Here is a 15,619-nt window from a genome sequence, read left to right as displayed (position 1 = left end):
AAGGGTTTAAAGTTTTGGTTAATACATGAAAGTTTGCTAAAGTACAAGCAGACTATGGCTCATCGTATAAGCAATCAGTTCTGCGGAAGTCTTAGTATTTGTTTTTTTTCTGAGGTTGCGTTTATGGTTTTCCACCGTATGATAAGAAAGAAAAAGCTTCGCCGCGATTTCCGGGCTATTGAAACCTTGTGCCATAAGCTTAAGAACGTCTTTTTCGCGTTCCGTAATATGAGGCTTTTCCGTATCTATTTTATGCATTTGCTGATCAATATGCTTGAAATACTGAACTTCATTATCTGCAAAATCTATGATGGAAAGCAGCGGCAGACTTTGAATAATAAAATGGGAGAGGTCATAAATAACAACCAATGAAGCTTTTATTGCATAATGACTAATAATCTGAAGAGGAGATTGAAGCAGAATCCAACGATAATCCCCATCCCGGTTGATCATCCTGCCGTAGTAATTAAATCTTAGTTCGGTTTTTCCTTCCCTTAGAAGCTGCATCCGTAAAGTAGCAGAAAATACAAACGCAGCCATGATATGACCTCTATCCTGCGGATGAAACAGATTGATAAAAAATTCAGTATCTGAGTTCATCCATTCTTTTTTGCTGTAAGGGGTAAACTGCTCAATATTTTTACTGATCCGCTCAGTTCTCATTTTGGTATTATTCGTAATAAACCAGAAATAGGGACCTATAGAGAAGCTTTTAGCTTTTTTAATTGCAGCCGAAAAAAAATCAAAATAATCCTCAGGAAGCTCACTGTTATTCGCAAAATAATCATAGAACTGTTTTTCATCTATTGGATTAATCTTTTTTTTCATAACATAACAGATATTAATTTAACGCACGCCAATGATGCCTGTCCGGATACAACAGGAGCATTCGTGAAAAACCTCAAAGAAATAATGAAGCGTTTAAATGGTTATAAGAAATGATTAAAGAAGGAGCGTTTATCTTTAAAAAGACACTGCCCATACTGTAAAGGAATCCGTAAAACACTTACAGATTGTAAATCCTGCATAAAACAAAGCATCGGTATCCAAACAAATTGATAGAAGGAATTAAATCAAACTCTAAAAAATATAGAAAGAATAAAAGAATATACCGATGCAGTGTTAAGTTTAATTGAGAATAGCATAATCATATACCGTATCTTCGGTAAGATATAAATGCAGTTTTAATTTGAATATTCCGAAAAATGATCTTTTCAGGACAAAAACACATTCCTTTGGATGTATTTTCCGTACTTTAAAATCGGTGAAAAAACCATCGAGATCATCCATCTTTTTTCCTACCAGCTGGTCTTCTGATAGGATGATGCTTTGATTTCTATCATAGAAATAATATTTTTTGTTGAAGTAAAATTTTTTATTACCCATGCCAGAAATATTTTTCATTTGTTAAGTTTTGTTTTTCCCTGAATTATTTTTTCCATGCAGCCAAAGTATTCCTGCTTAATTTAAATACTGAGGCTATTTCTGTATTCGTCATTCTGTGTTTTCTTTGATATTCCAATATCTGAGTGATACTTTCATGATCATAAGACCGGTGGTCATTATTTATTTCACCATCATGAAATAAAATACGATTGAGGGCTATAACCTCCAACGAGGATAGCTTTTCCTTTTTCAGGAAATGTTTGCAGCTGGATTTTTTTTCCGGAAACTTTTTCGATATGATGTCTGAAAAAATCCTCACATAATCAGGTTCTTTATTTTCCATGACTCTTTTGTATTTATAAGATAAGTACTCTTACGGTTTATATTTTCCAAGCCATTTGTATAATGTGGTTTTCGGGATTCTGTACTCCTCAATCACCTGAGCTCTGGTTTTTTCCCCGTTTTCTATCTGGCTTAAAATAAAATCAATAATTTCTTTTGTATAAATGTTCTTCCTGAATCTTGGCAGTTCCGATTTTTGTTTTACCTCAGTTTCTCTGACCAATACCGGAGCATATAAAATCAAATGCTGGGTATAAATTCTAAAAAAATCATATTCCAAAAGTTTACTCCATCTCAGGATAAGTTCCGAATCAAGACTTTTTGAAGTATACATAATATTGATTTCATCTTCTGAACACTTAAGAAATTTACAAATACGGAGTATTTCAATTCCGGATTCCAATACTCTTTTCTGAATCATCCCGCCTATATGTATATTTTTAAAATCCATTCATTCTCTATTTTAAGCTGTTGAATATAGAATCGAATATTTCTTATTAGATTACAAGCCTTAAAAAAGACCTGTAATCATAATAAAATATATAAAATGTGTCTTTTATATGATGTAGAACTCAAATAACAGTTATTTAAATTCAAAAATATAAGTAAGCATAGATTGATTTTCCTTTCCGCCTGCATTCCCTCCCAATTCAATAACGCTCGAAATGTCCTCTTTAAACAGATTCACTCCTATTAAAAACTTTCTTCCCGCCCATTTAGCCGGAGAAGTGACCGTTACATAGCAATTCTGCGCCTCTCTGTAGTAAGTAATATTATCACCGTCTATAAATCTTCCCTGATTATTATTTAAACTGATATTACTAGCCAATACAGGATTGTGATAGGCATTACTGTTATAGTTGAACGTAATTCTTTCTCCTGAAACATTATATAGGACGGCTGAATAAGTATCTCCGGTTCTTCTTCCCACATCTATCCGGAACAGATCATTCGAAGCAAAATTTCCATTGGCAGGATAAGCCCCATACAACTGATTATTGGTAGAACTATATTGAGGAGGAGGTATAGAGATTACACTTGCGGTAATCCCGGGGTAGATAGGTTTATACCGTCCAAAAGTCATCGTCCCGAAAGGAAGATTAGGTTCTTCGCTCAGGCATTCCCAGCGGGGAGAACCTGGTGTACCATTATTTACCTGCAGACAATTATCCGTTGTATTATAAATCATCAGACCTGTTGCCGGCTGGGAAATAGAATTTCGGTTGGCCGTAGACATTGTCCCCAATAAAGTTCCTTTATATTGATTGGAGGTATTGGTTGGTGATACATGCAGATTAGCAGAGGCATCAGGTGCTGAAGTGCCTATTCCGACTTGCCCTTTTGATAAAATAATACCCGCTGCTATACCTATTATAGAAGTTAATTTATTCTTTTTCATACATTTATTTTTTGCTATTTAATTCTTATACACACCCATCGGGATGCGGCCGGAGTTCCTTTATTCACTTTTAAACACCTTTTTTCAGTATCATACACCATCAGGCCGTTAGCCGGACTGGGTATATTGCTGATCTGGCTCGTTGTCATAGGGCTTAAAAGAGTTCCCTTATACTGTCCCTTTAAATCTGTTGGAGCCACGGTAAGAATACTTGATGGATGCGGAGTTTCAGTATTAATGGCAACCTGTCCAAAAAAATACGAAGTGCATAATACTGTACCTGTCAAAATCATTATTTTTTTCATCGTTTTTCATTTATATTTGATTACAATTCTTTAAAAAGATCTGTAATTTAATTGAGCAAAATGGTTGTGTTTTTTTTAGCCGAACTGTATCGGAAGTATCTGGGGACAAAGTTAGTAGGCCGGAAAATCAAAACATATAGCAGATATCTGTCATTTTTCATTTTCACTCTTAATATTATGTTAATAAAAAGACATTTTTATTTATTATAATTCACCTGAAAGACAGTGTTAGCAGCAGCCACACATTCAACACATGGTGAAAAATTAAAGAATCAGCAAAAAGAGATTTCGGTAAAAATATTTTTTGCTGCAAGATTAAAAGAATGAAAGATTCCGCTTTATTCCACAAAAAAAGAGAATCTAAATAAATTCTCTTGTAATTGATCAGGATATACAAAAACGGATTGTTTTATAGTGACAGCTTACTTGGCGGCAAGCCATACTGTTTCTTAAAGGCAAATGAAAAGTGGGAAAGATCCTCAAAACCCAGATCAAGATAAATATCAGACGCTTTTCTCCCTTTCTCCAAAAGATACCGGGCCTCCTGAAGTCTTTTTTCAAGGAGCCATTTTCCCGGAGCAGTTTTGAATATTTTATCAAAATCACGTTTAAAAGTAGCCAGACTTCTTCCGGTGAGGTAAGCAAAACGGTCGAGTTTTACATTAAAATGATAATTCCTGAGCATAAATCCCTCAAGATCTATTTTGTACGGATCAGAAATATCGTACAGAATATTTTTCAGCAGCGGATCGTACCCAAATAAAAGAATCAGGGCTTCCTTTTGCTTTAACAGAGCCAGTTCAGGAGATTTATTTTCCAGCAGATCCTGATACTGCAGCAGAGATTCCATAAAGTATTTCAGATGCGGCACATCAGACAGCTCAATATAAGCAGGCGTTTTCACCCGTTCCTGAAGGACAAAATTTTCTTCCGTACTCATCTGTTTCAGCATTTCATCATCAAACCGGATAGACAACGATTTAAATTCTGCTTCTTCACCCGGCTTTTTCAGAAATTTCAGCAACTGATTTTTCCTTACCAGATACACATCGCCGCTGCGAAACACGCTCCTGTGAACACCGTCATTAAGCTCCATTTCTCCCGAAATCACCATAGATAACGAATTGTAAGACGCAAACTGCTCACCTTCACGAAACGTGGTGAAATAACAGGAATAATTGATGTAATTGATACTTTCGGGCATTTTGGTTATATTAAAGTCAAGTCAAAAAAGCTTCTGACTTGACTGTTCAATTTAATATTTTTGTTCGTTTAAATCAAAATGGATTTCGGTTCCAGATATTCTTCCAAACCATACGTACCAAACTCCCTTCCAACCCCCGATTGCTTGAATCCTCCGAACGGTGCCAGCGGATCATGTTTAAAACCATTCACACACACCCTTCCCGCTTCAATCTGAGAGGCCACTTTCAACGCACGGCTTTCATCCGCAGAAGTCACATAAGCAGCCAGACCGTATTCGGTATCATTGGCAATAGCAACAGCGTCTTCTTCATCCTGATAGGTGATAATAGAAAGTACAGGCCCGAAAATCTCCTCCTGTGCAATACGCATATCGTTCCGTACATTGGTGAAAACAGTAGCTTTGACGAAATTCCCATCTTCAAGGCCTTCGGGCTTACCCGTTCCACCGGCTAATAATTCAGCTCCTTCATCTAAACCAAGCTGAATATAGCTCTGCACGCGTTCATACTGCTTTTCGGAAACCATAGGTCCAACGTGGGTATTTTCATCCGCAGGATTTCCTACAACAACCTGAAGAACTGTTTCTTTCACAAGCTGATTCACTTCTTCCAGCTTAGATTGAGGCACCAGCAAACGGGTTGGAGCAATACACGCCTGCCCGCTGTTCATATAAGCCCCGAAAACCGCCTGGGGAATGGCTTTCTTAAAATCTGCGTCTTCCAGAATAATATTAGGCGATTTCCCGCCAAGCTCCAGCGTTACTCTTTTCATGCTGTCTACAGCTCCTTTAGCAATCATTTTTCCTGTATGGGTAGAGCCTGTAAAAGATATTTTAGCAACATCCGGATGACTGACGATTTCATGACCAACTACGCTTCCCAATCCGTTGACTACGTTGAAAACTCCATCCGGCAGACCCGCTTCATGAAAGCATTCTATAATAAGCTGAGTCTGAAGAGCGCTCATTTCACTAGGTTTTACCACAACCGTACATCCGGCAGCAACTGCTGTGGCAAATTTATTACAGATAAAACTGTTGCTGGAATTCCAGGGCGTGATAATACCTACCACTCCTACAGAGGTCATTTGCACAAGGGTCTTTCCCGCTTTTCTTTCAAACCCGAAATGGCGTAACGTTTCTATCATATGTTCAAAAGAGCCCAGCATATTCTGAAAGCTCATGGTACAGAACTGCCGGGTTCCACCATATTCCAGAATCATAGTTTCGATCAGTTCGTTTTCTCTCTTTTCTACAGCTCTTTTTAAATTTCCAAGAATTTCAATACGCTCTTCCACTGTTGTTTTGGAGAATGTTTTAAAAGCTGTTTTAGCAGCAGCAATTGCTTTTTGCGTATCCGTTTTGTCTCCTAAAACCACTTCCCCTATTTTCTCATGATTGGAAGGATTAATAAGATCAAAGATTTCTGTCCCATGCAGTGCTGTAAATTTTCCGTCAATATAAGCGGTGTCTATACGTTTCATATTTTTTTGTTTTAATTGCATGAGACAAAGTTCAGGCAATTTCAGACGAAGTGTTTTGCCAGACAGCTCAATTCAACTTTGTTAAAAAGCTCAGAAAATACACAGCGTATTTCAAAAGAGTATTGATTCAGATTTCAACCGATCATTTATCATAATATCAGATCAACCGATTAAACAGCTCAGAGCGATCAATTTGGATATGATTTATCTGCTCAACATAAATGCCTGAAAATTAAAACACTAAAACTTTTCATGCCAAAATCAGGATAGTCTACCCACAAAAAAGACTAAAAAAATGTTTTATCGTGAAGAATTTTATATATTTGCACCATCTAACAATTAAAAAAATAATTTACTATGTCAGACATTGCATCAAGAGTAAAAGCTATCATCGCTGATAAGCTTGACGTTGAAGAAACAGAAGTAACTCCTGAAGCTAGCTTCACTAACGATTTAGGAGCTGACTCATTGGATACAGTTGAGTTAATCATGGAATTTGAAAAAGAATTCAATATTCAAATCCCTGATGATCAGGCTGAAAAAATTACTACTGTAGGTCACGCTATCGCTTACATCGAAGAAGTAGTAAATAAATAATATTCTTCAACAAAAAAGAAAATTTTAAAAGTTTATGGAATTAAAAAGAGTAGTTGTAACCGGTTTTGGCGCAATAACACCGATTGGAAATAATGCAAAAGAATACTGGGAAAATCTTCTTAAAGGTGAGAGCGGTGCTGCTCCGATTACTCTTTTTGATGCCACAAACTTTAAAACAAAGTTCGCTTGTGAAGTGAAGGGTTTCGATCCGTTGCAGCATTTCGATAAGAAAGAAGCAAAGAAAATGGACCGGAATACGCAGCTTGGGCTTGTAGCCGCAAGAGAAGCGGTAGCACACTCCGGAATTATTGAAGACAATGTGGATAAAAACAGAGTCGGGGTAATCTGGGGTTCAGGAATCGGAGGTTTAGAAACATTCGAAACTGAAGTTTTAGGATGGGCCAATACGGAAATTCCGAGATTCAACCCATTCTTTATTCCTAAAATGATTGCGGATATCACTCCAGGACATATCTCCATAGAGTATGGCTTCCACGGGCCGAATTATACTACGGTATCAGCCTGTGCCTCTTCAGCCAACGCTCTGATAGATTCTAAGATGATTATCCAGCTTGGAAAAGCTGACGTGATTGTATGCGGAGGCTCTGAAGCAGCCGTTACAGCAAGTGGTGTCGGTGGATTTAATGCGATGATGGCACTTTCTACAAGAAATGATGATCCTAAAACCGCTTCAAGACCTTTTGATAAAGACAGAGATGGCTTTGTACTGGGCGAAGGAGCAGGGTGTATCATCCTTGAAGAATACGAGCACGCGGTAAAACGTGGCGCTACCATTTATGCAGAATTGCTGGGTGGCGGTATGAGTGCAGATGCACACCATATGACTGCCCCACATCCTGAAGGCCTTGGCGCTTATCTGGTAATGAAAAACTGTCTGGAAGATGCAGGCTTAACTGCTGATGAAGTAGACCATATCAACATGCATGGTACCTCTACTCCATTAGGAGATATTGCAGAATCCAACGCAATTTCGAAATTATTAGGCGAGCACGCTTTTGACATTCAGATCAATTCTACAAAATCAATGACCGGGCACCTTCTGGGAGCTGCCGGAGTTATTGAAGCTATCGCTGCATTAGGAACTATTATTCATGGTATCGTTCCGCCTACCATCAACCATTTTACTGATGATGAAAACATTGACAGCCGACTGAATTTCACATTCAACGACGCTGTGAAGAAAGATGTAAAAGTAGCCATGAGCAATACTTTTGGATTTGGCGGGCACAACGCCTGCGTTCTATTTAAGAAAATCTAAATTCAATGAATGGAGTTACAGAAATACTTTTCTAAATTCCTTCTCAGACAAAGAAAAAGAAAATTAACGGAGAGAGACTACTTCCTGAGTACCGAATTGAAAAAAATCATCGGTGCAGAGGTTCAGAATGTCGCTCTTTACCGTGAAGCCTTTTCTTTAAAAAGTTCTTCTAAAAATCAAGACAGCAATTATGAACGACTTGAATTTTTGGGAGATTCTGTTTTGGGTACAATTATTTCCTGTCATCTGTTCCAGACCTATCCTCAGGCTAATGAAGGATATCTGACGCAGATGAAATCTAAAATTGTTAATAGGAAGAATCTTAATAAATTAGGTGAAGACCTGAAGCTTATCGATCTTTTGCAGAAGCAGGGATCTGCGGCATTGGGTGAAAACATTTCCGGAAATTTATTTGAGGCACTTATTGGTGCTGTTTATCTGGACTTTCATTATGATACCTGCAAAAGGATCATTCTGGAAAGATTGCTTACGCCTACTGAAATTAACAAGCTTGAAAATAAAATTGTAAGCTACAAAGGTCTTCTGCTTGAATGGAGCCAGAAGAAAAAAGTAAATATAAAATACGAGACCTGCGAAGAAGTCCAGGTCAATAAATCTGTGGTGTTCAGGTGCCATGTCTGGCTGGGAGAAGAGAAGATCGCCAACGCGACGGAAACTTCCAAAAAGAAGGCAGAAGAAAAAGCAGCACAGCGGGCATTTTATATTTTAAACAAAAAAGAAAACATACTTGGAAATTCAAAAACTTTATGATCCGGATGATATAGAATTTGAAGATATTGCCATAGGATTGGTAAGATTAGCAAAAGATGTACCCGCTCATGAGTTTTTCTACAAAATAAATCAAATCAACGGCCTTGCCTTTTCCAGAAAGAAAGATGTGATTATTCACGGGGCTTATTATGATTATTTTTTTCCCAGATTTGAGGCCTACCACAAATCTACCAAGACCTGTTTTACCTTTATTTCCAACAGATCTTCGGAAAGTAAGCAAAAAAAACTACAGACCGAGCTCTTCACAGAAGAAGAAAACATTAAATTTTTATTAAATAATCAGGTAGATGTGGAATATATTCTGCATACATCGGAACAAATTCCTGATTTTTCCGTAATTTTGCTCCCGGAAAATCTTGTGTTTCCGATACAAGATTACACACTGAGTTCTGAAGAAGAACTTTATCAAATTATCCAGTATTATGAATAAGTATTTAAAGAAGACAAAAATTATCGCAACACTAGGGCCAGCTTCGTCATCGAAGGAGGTAATGTTAGGACTTATGAAAGCAGGTGTTGATATTTTCAGAATAAATTTTTCACATGCAGACTACGACTTAGTTCGAAATAATATTGAAATTATCAGAGAGCTTAATCAGGAATTTGGTTATTCTGTGGGGATCTTAGGAGACCTTCAGGGCCCGAAACTGAGAGTGGGTGTTGTAAAAGAAGGTTCTTACCTGAACCCTGGTGATGTTCTTACCTTTACGAATGAGAAAATAGAGGGAGATTCTACCAAGGTTTACATGACTTACCAGCAGTTTCCTCAGGACGTAAAAGTTGGTGAGAAAATCCTTATTGATGACGGAAAACTGATGTTGGAAGTTATTGAAACCAACGAAATAGATACGGTAAAAGCAAAGACGATTCAAGGGGGACCTCTAAGTTCCAAGAAAGGGGTCAACCTGCCGAATACCAATGTATCACTTCCGGCTCTTACCGAAAAAGACGTTCAGGATGCCAATTTCATGCTTGATATGGAGGTAGACTGGATCGCGCTTTCTTTCGTGCGTCACGCACAAGACATTATTGACCTGAAAAAACTGATCGACAGCCATCCGAACGGTAAATTCAAAACACCGATCATTGCTAAGATTGAAAAGCCTGAGGGCGTTAAAAATATTGACGAAATTCTATTGGAATGTGACGGACTGATGGTTGCCCGTGGTGACCTTGGTGTGGAAGTTCCGATGGAAGAAGTTCCTGCTATCCAGAAAAATCTGGTAGAAAAGGCAAGATTCTATTCAAAACCGGTGATTATTGCTACCCAGATGATGGAAACAATGATCAACAGCCTTACCCCAACGAGAGCAGAAGTAAATGACGTTGCCAACTCCGTATTGGATGGCGCCGATGCTGTGATGCTTTCAGGAGAAACTTCTGTAGGAAGATATCCGGTTCAGGTAGTGGAAAACATGGCGAAAATTGTACAAAATATCGAGAAGACCCATTTTTATCAGCATAAAAATGAGCCGATCGAAAAAGATTATAACTGCATCGATGAAAGGTTCATTACGAACAGGGTATGTCTTGCCGCTGTAAGAATTGCTAAAACCACCAACGTTTCTGCTATTGTTACTCTGACGCATTCAGGATATACAGCATTCCAGCTTGCCGCTCACAGACCGAATTCCCACATCATCGTATACAGTGGAAACCGAAGAGTAATCACGATGCTGAACCTTCTTTGGGGAGTTCACGCATATTATTATGACATGAAAAAGTCTACAGATGAGACGATCATTCAGGTAAATATGCTGACTCACAATCACGGGTATATCGAAAGCGGAGATTTTGTTATCAATATCAATGCGACTCCGTCTTATGAAGGAGGGAAAACGAATACGCTGAGACTGACGACAGTATAAGCAATAAGCAATAAGCAATAAGCAATAAGCAATAAGCAATAAGCAATAAGCAATAAGCAATAAGCAAAATTACTTTTTGACAAGCATACAAAAAAATCCCGGAAATGTCTATTTCCGGGATTTTTTATATTTAATAACTGTAAATTACATTAATACATTATACTTTGTACTTTGTACATTTTACATTGTACATCATACAACTTAGTTCCCCACAATCGTTCTTGCCGTCACAAACTCTTTTAAGGCCAATAAAGACAGCTCCGTTCCATATCCTGAAGCCTTGCTTCCACCGAATGGAAAACGCGGATCAGAACTCGTCATTCTGTTGATATTAACCGTTCCTGATTCCAGGTTTTCGATGAAGAATAACTGACGGTCTGTTTTTTTCGTCCAAACGGAATTTGAAAGTCCAAAAGGAATATCATTTGCCATTTGTAAAGCTTCTTCATCATTTTTAGCAATCATGATCATGCCAAGAGGTCCGAAAAGTTCTTCTTTTAAAATAGGATTTCCTTCCTGAACACGGATTAAACCAGGTTTAAATTCATTTTCAGAAATTCTTTCCAGAGGAATAATAATTTCGGCCCCATTTTCCAACGCACGGTTGAACTGGGCTTCCAGCTCATCGGCCAGGTCCGGTCTTGCCATTCCTGCTAATTTGGTTTCCTTATTCAAAGGATCTCCGATTTCGTATGTTTTATATTCTTCAATGAATTTCGGTAAAAATTCATCTTCAATTTTTTCGTCAATAATAAATCTTTTAGCGGCAGTACAGGTTTGTCCGCAATTCTGAAGTCTGGATTTTACGCCTGCTTTTGCTGCTGCATCCAAATCCGCATCATCGAAAATGATGAAAGCATCACTTCCGCCTAATTCCAGTAAAGATTTTTTGATATTTAAACCGGCGATGGAAGCTACTTCTCCACCCGCTTTTCCGCTGCCTGTAAGACTCACTCCTTTTACAGCATCGTGCTCAAGAATTTCCTTTACGGCTTTATGCCCCACTTCCAGGTTCTGGAAAACACCTTCCGGAAAACCGGCCTCCAAAAGAACCTCTACGATAGCATTTCCACTTCCGAAACAGATGGAAGCATGTTTCAGAACTACTGTATTTCCAGCCAGAATCGCAGGAACAGCAAATCTCAAAACCTGCCAGAAAGGAAAATTCCATGGCATTACTCCTAAAATCACACCTTTCGGAACGTAATGAACTTCAGAATAAGAAAATTCAGATTCAATTTTTTCGGGTTTTAAAATATTTTCAGCGTCCGCATAATAATTCATCATTAAAGCACATTTCTCTACCTCAGCAATTGACTCTGAAATAGGTTTATTCATTTCTGCCGTAATGATCCTCCCGAATTTTTTTGAATTATTTTTTAAAATTTCTGCCGCTTTTGCAATCAGCTTCTGTCTTTCTTCAAACGGTACTTTTCTCCATTCTGAAAATGTCTTATCTGCTTTAATAAGCTTATTTTCAATTAACTGTTCCATAATATAATTTCTGTTTTAAATTCAAAAATGAATTTATTAATGCCTTTATTCTAAAAGCATCGTGAAAGTAACAAATTTTGTTCCTTAAAGGGTAAATAAAAGAATGATTTTCTCTATCAAAATAATATAGCCCGCTGTATATTTTGAAAGTAATTTTTAATTATCTGATAACTAGCAGTATCTTTTTGTCTTACTCTTTTAAATGAAATGCCTTTGTTTATCTTTATTAAATTGTTTTTTTAAAAGCCTTTGTTTTGCCTTGCGATTATTAAAACGCAAAGAAAGACAAAAATTGATTTTAATTCTTTAAACTAAGATAAACAAAGGCGTTTCACTTAGTTCCGAAATACAAGAATTCAAAATGCCCGATGGGTTAATATAATTCTATCCTCAGATCATAAACCATTCATTCACAAGACATGCAGCAAGCCTGGCCGTCCTGTCCTGAATATCAAGGGAAGGATTCACTTCTGCTGCATCCAACGCGATCAGCTTTTTACTTTTTAAAATATGCCTGTAAAAATGCATAAAAGGAGTATCTGCAAAAATACCGTTGTATGCTGAAGCTGAAACACCCGGGGCAATTGAAGCATTGAAAACATCCATACAAATGGTGAGATAGACGAAATCCACACTCTCAAGCAGTTCATCTATCCGCTGATAAATTGAAGGAAGATTTTCAAAAAAAAGTTCATCTGCCAGGATATATTTCATCCCGTACTGATGGGCTATATCAAAGAGTTTCAGGGTATTTGAATTTCTCTGAATCCCGACATGCAGTGAATTGATCGGTCCTTCCTGTGCGATCTGCCAGAATCCGGTTCCTGAGCTTGGCCCTACTCCTTCTTCAGGCTGTCTGTTGTCAAAATGGGCATCGATATTAATGATCCCTATTTTCTGTTCCGGAAAGGCTGTTTTAAGGCCTAAATAATGTGCATAAGTCACTTCATGACCTCCGCCCAGAACAATTGATTTTCCTCCTTTCAGAAGTACTTTTGATACTTTTTTAGCAAGATTGTTCTGTGTACTTTCCAGATCACCGTCTTCGCAGGTCACATTTCCGAAATCCAAAAGGGAAAAATCAGGACGGATGACCGGGAAATTTGACATATTTTTGCGGATCACATCAGGGGCATCTTTAGCGCCCTGACGGCCTTTATTCCTTCTTACGCCCTCATCCACAGCAAAACCGTGCAGGACAAAATCATCTGCCTTGATATTATCGTAATGATGTTCTTCTTTAACTCTCTGAAATATTCTGTGGAAAAGAAGTTCTTCTCCGTCTAATCTGCCTTTCCAAGTGTCCTGAAACATAGAATTTAAATTAAATTTTTAATGACATGGTTTTATATGGTAAATCTAAATAATATTGTTAACATATTAAAACGCTCCTGTATTCAATTTCAACAGCATTCCATGACATCCGTCATTCTCTAAAAATGGGCTTTTTCAGGTTATTCTTTCCCCTGATTGGCATTACTGCTGATGAACATTTCATTGCGCTCTTCAGAAACAATTTCCAGAAACCGCTCATAATGCTTGAGGACATCAGAAATCAGTTCGTTCTTTGTAAAATACTGCACATCATACCCTTCTCTTCCATCCCCAAAATAGGATCTTGGATAGTGGGTTTTCTTATCATCCAGATCAGGAAGATTTTCTTCATTGATCATGTATTCAGAAACGGTTTTTACTCTGTTTTCAACACCGTAAATAAAATTATTAACGACTCCCTGGTGGATTTCTATTTCTGTTCTGACAGGACTTTCGTAATGGTTTATTTTCGCCTCAATTCCATTGGCTGCAAATTCCTGCTGCAGATCTGTAAAGGCTTCTTTTGTTTTAACCTGAATAAAATGGTCTACTGAGGAATTATCTTTAAAGGAGACGATATTTTTTAAACGCTCTTTCCAAAATTCCCCAGACCAGGGAACGGTGGAAGCAGAAAAGTTCGTATCATAATATTTCTGGTCAATAATTAATCCCTTCATCAGGCTGACGATAAATAAGAGGACGATGATTGAAAAGGGCAATGCCGTAATTAAAGTCATGCTTTGAAGTGCTTTTAACCCTCCTGCATTCAACAATAAAAGGGAAAGCACGGCAAGTAAAATACCCCAGAATACGATCTGCCATTTCGGAGATTTAGTGGAGTTTTTAGTAGCGATGCTGTTCATGACAAATATTCCCGAATCGGCGGAAGTCACAAAGAAAATAATAATGATGGCAATAACGAAAAACCCAGTCAGGGTTGATAAAGGCATATATTCTAAAAACCGGAACATCAGTGCATCAGGATCGGATGCCAGCTGGCTTAATTTTCCGTTGGCTACATTTAAATCGAACCAGATCGCACTGTTTCCAAACACAGACATCCAGATAAAATTGAATAAGGTAGGAAGGACTAAAACTGCGAGAATAAATTCCCTGATGGTACGTCCTTTTGAAATTCTTGCGATAAACAATCCTACATAAGGCGACCATGAAATCCACCACGCCCAGTATAAAATAGTCCAGTCATAAAACCATGGCAAGGCATTTTTTTCATAAACATGGGTATTGAAAGTAAGATTGAAAAAATTATTGATATAGTTTCCCAATCCATCTGTAAAACTTCCTATCAGATAGACCGTCGGGCCTAATATCAGGACAAAAAGCAATAAGACAATCACACTCATTACATTGATATTGCTTAAAATCTTTACACCTTTATCTACTCCGCTGATCGCTGAAAAAACAGAAAGTGCAATAAGGCTGATCACAATAATCACCTGATTGGTAAAACTGTTTTCCGCGGTGATATGGAGGATATTTAATCCTGAACTGATCTGTACCACCCCAAATCCTAAAGTCGTGGTCAGTCCGAAGAAAGTACAGCATAAGGCAAATACATCAATCGCGTTTCCCCATTTGCCGTTAATCTTATCTTTTAGTAATGGATAAAAACAGCTTCGTAAGGAAAGCGGGAGTCTGTAACGATACGCAAAGTATGATAATGAAAGTCCGACAACTCCGTAAATGGCCCAGGCATGAATTCCCCAGTGAAAAAAGGTATATAACTGTGCCTGCTTGGCTCTGCTTACGTAATGATTATCTGCAAAAACTTCTGAGGAATAATGCTGCATTGGTTCTGCTACACTGAAGTAGATCAGTCCGATTCCCATTCCTGCTGCAAACAGCATTGAAATCCAGGAAAAAAAGGAATATTCCGGTTTGCTGTCGTTAGCGCCCAGCTTTATGTTTGCATATTTACTGAAGAGCAGGTAAACCAGGAAGACCACAAATAAAGTGACTGCCCATACATACACCCAATTCAGATTGACAAATATAAACTGTTTAATCCCGTTTAAGATATTTTCCGTCGGTTTGGGATAAAGAGCCGAAAGAAAACACGTTCCGATAATAAAAATGAGACTTGGAACAGTAACACCTTTATTGAAAGTAGACTTTAGATTTTTAAAATTCATCA

Annotated in this window: 16 protein-coding genes; 5 read left to right on the top strand and 11 right to left on the bottom strand. The window is 37.8% G+C overall.

Annotated elements, in window-relative coordinates; all coding sequences use genetic code 11:
- Window positions 1-36 precede the first annotated feature (36 nt).
- From JET18_RS00850 to JET18_RS00815, 8 genes are all read right to left on the bottom strand, one after another.
- Window positions 37-828: a helix-turn-helix transcriptional regulator gene (locus tag JET18_RS00850; RefSeq protein ID WP_202088508.1), complete on the bottom strand. Its 792-nt coding sequence runs from the start codon at window positions 826-828 to the stop codon at window positions 37-39.
- 300 nt (window positions 829-1,128) lie between these two features.
- The gene (locus tag JET18_RS00845; RefSeq protein ID WP_202088503.1) at window positions 1,129-1,404 is read right to left on the bottom strand and encodes a hypothetical protein; all 276 of its coding nucleotides are present in this window, start codon (window positions 1,402-1,404) and stop codon (window positions 1,129-1,131) included.
- Between the two features lie 25 nt (window positions 1,405-1,429).
- Entirely contained in the window at window positions 1,430-1,729 is a 300-nt protein-coding gene (locus JET18_RS00840; protein WP_202088501.1) for a helix-turn-helix domain-containing protein, read from the bottom strand.
- A 30-nt stretch (window positions 1,730-1,759) separates the two neighbouring features.
- Window positions 1,760-2,179, bottom strand: coding sequence for a transposase (locus tag JET18_RS00835; protein WP_202088499.1), 420 nt, complete (start codon window positions 2,177-2,179; stop codon window positions 1,760-1,762).
- A 132-nt stretch (window positions 2,180-2,311) separates the two neighbouring features.
- The gene (locus tag JET18_RS00830; protein WP_202088497.1) at window positions 2,312-3,127 is read right to left on the bottom strand and encodes a hypothetical protein; all 816 of its coding nucleotides are present in this window, start codon (window positions 3,125-3,127) and stop codon (window positions 2,312-2,314) included.
- A gap of 14 nt (window positions 3,128-3,141) precedes the next feature.
- The gene (locus JET18_RS00825) at window positions 3,142-3,432 is read right to left on the bottom strand and encodes a hypothetical protein (RefSeq protein WP_202088495.1); all 291 of its coding nucleotides are present in this window, start codon (window positions 3,430-3,432) and stop codon (window positions 3,142-3,144) included.
- Window positions 3,433-3,841: 409 nt separating this feature from the next.
- Entirely contained in the window at window positions 3,842-4,636 is a 795-nt protein-coding gene (locus tag JET18_RS00820) for a helix-turn-helix domain-containing protein (protein ID WP_202088493.1), read from the bottom strand.
- A gap of 68 nt (window positions 4,637-4,704) precedes the next feature.
- Window positions 4,705-6,120 carry an aldehyde dehydrogenase family protein gene (locus tag JET18_RS00815; RefSeq protein WP_202088491.1) on the bottom strand — a complete coding sequence of 472 codons (1,416 nt, stop codon included), beginning with the start codon at window positions 6,118-6,120 and terminating at the stop codon, window positions 4,705-4,707.
- Window positions 6,121-6,477: 357 nt separating this feature from the next.
- Here JET18_RS00815 and JET18_RS00810 point away from each other — a divergent pair, with 357 nt between their 5' ends.
- Genes JET18_RS00810 through pyk form a run of 5 tightly spaced genes read left to right on the top strand, consistent with a single transcriptional unit; the run spans window position 6,478 to window position 10,656 of the window.
- The gene (locus tag JET18_RS00810) at window positions 6,478-6,717 is read left to right on the top strand and encodes an acyl carrier protein (RefSeq protein ID WP_002976354.1); all 240 of its coding nucleotides are present in this window, start codon (window positions 6,478-6,480) and stop codon (window positions 6,715-6,717) included.
- 34 nt (window positions 6,718-6,751) lie between these two features.
- Window positions 6,752-7,996: a beta-ketoacyl-ACP synthase II gene (gene fabF / locus JET18_RS00805; protein WP_202088489.1), complete on the top strand. Its 1,245-nt coding sequence runs from the start codon at window positions 6,752-6,754 to the stop codon at window positions 7,994-7,996.
- 9 nt (window positions 7,997-8,005) lie between these two features.
- Window positions 8,006-8,767, top strand: coding sequence for a ribonuclease III (rnc, locus tag JET18_RS00800; RefSeq protein WP_202088480.1), 762 nt, complete (start codon window positions 8,006-8,008; stop codon window positions 8,765-8,767).
- A complete protein-coding gene (locus JET18_RS00795; protein ID WP_202088479.1) occupies window positions 8,745-9,218 on the top strand; it encodes an IPExxxVDY family protein in 474 nt (157 codons plus the stop codon). Before rnc ends, JET18_RS00795 begins: the two co-directional genes overlap by 23 nt.
- Window positions 9,211-10,656 (top strand): pyruvate kinase, encoded by a 1,446-nt coding sequence (pyk, locus tag JET18_RS00790; RefSeq protein WP_202088478.1) that lies wholly within the window; start codon window positions 9,211-9,213, stop codon window positions 10,654-10,656. Before JET18_RS00795 ends, pyk begins: the two co-directional genes overlap by 8 nt.
- A gap of 201 nt (window positions 10,657-10,857) precedes the next feature.
- Here the strand turns inward: pyk and JET18_RS00785 are convergent, their stop codons facing one another.
- The 3 genes from JET18_RS00785 to JET18_RS00775 all read right to left on the bottom strand — a co-directional run bounded on the left by JET18_RS00785 (window position 10,858) and on the right by JET18_RS00775 (window position 15,617).
- A complete protein-coding gene (locus JET18_RS00785) occupies window positions 10,858-12,150 on the bottom strand; it encodes an aldehyde dehydrogenase family protein (RefSeq protein ID WP_202088477.1) in 1,293 nt (430 codons plus the stop codon).
- 390 nt (window positions 12,151-12,540) lie between these two features.
- Window positions 12,541-13,464, bottom strand: a complete 924-nt coding sequence (gene hutG, locus JET18_RS00780; RefSeq protein ID WP_202088476.1) for a formimidoylglutamase — start codon at window positions 13,462-13,464, stop codon at window positions 12,541-12,543.
- Window positions 13,465-13,604: 140 nt separating this feature from the next.
- Window positions 13,605-15,617, bottom strand: a complete 2,013-nt coding sequence (locus tag JET18_RS00775; RefSeq protein WP_202088475.1) for a BCCT family transporter — start codon at window positions 15,615-15,617, stop codon at window positions 13,605-13,607.
- Window positions 15,618-15,619 lie beyond the last annotated feature (2 nt).

This window comes from Chryseobacterium endalhagicum, assembly GCF_016745235.1.
GTDB classification, from domain to species: Bacteria; Bacteroidota; Bacteroidia; order Flavobacteriales; family Weeksellaceae; genus Chryseobacterium; species Chryseobacterium endalhagicum.
This window is presented reverse-complemented; position numbering and strand designations above follow the sequence as displayed.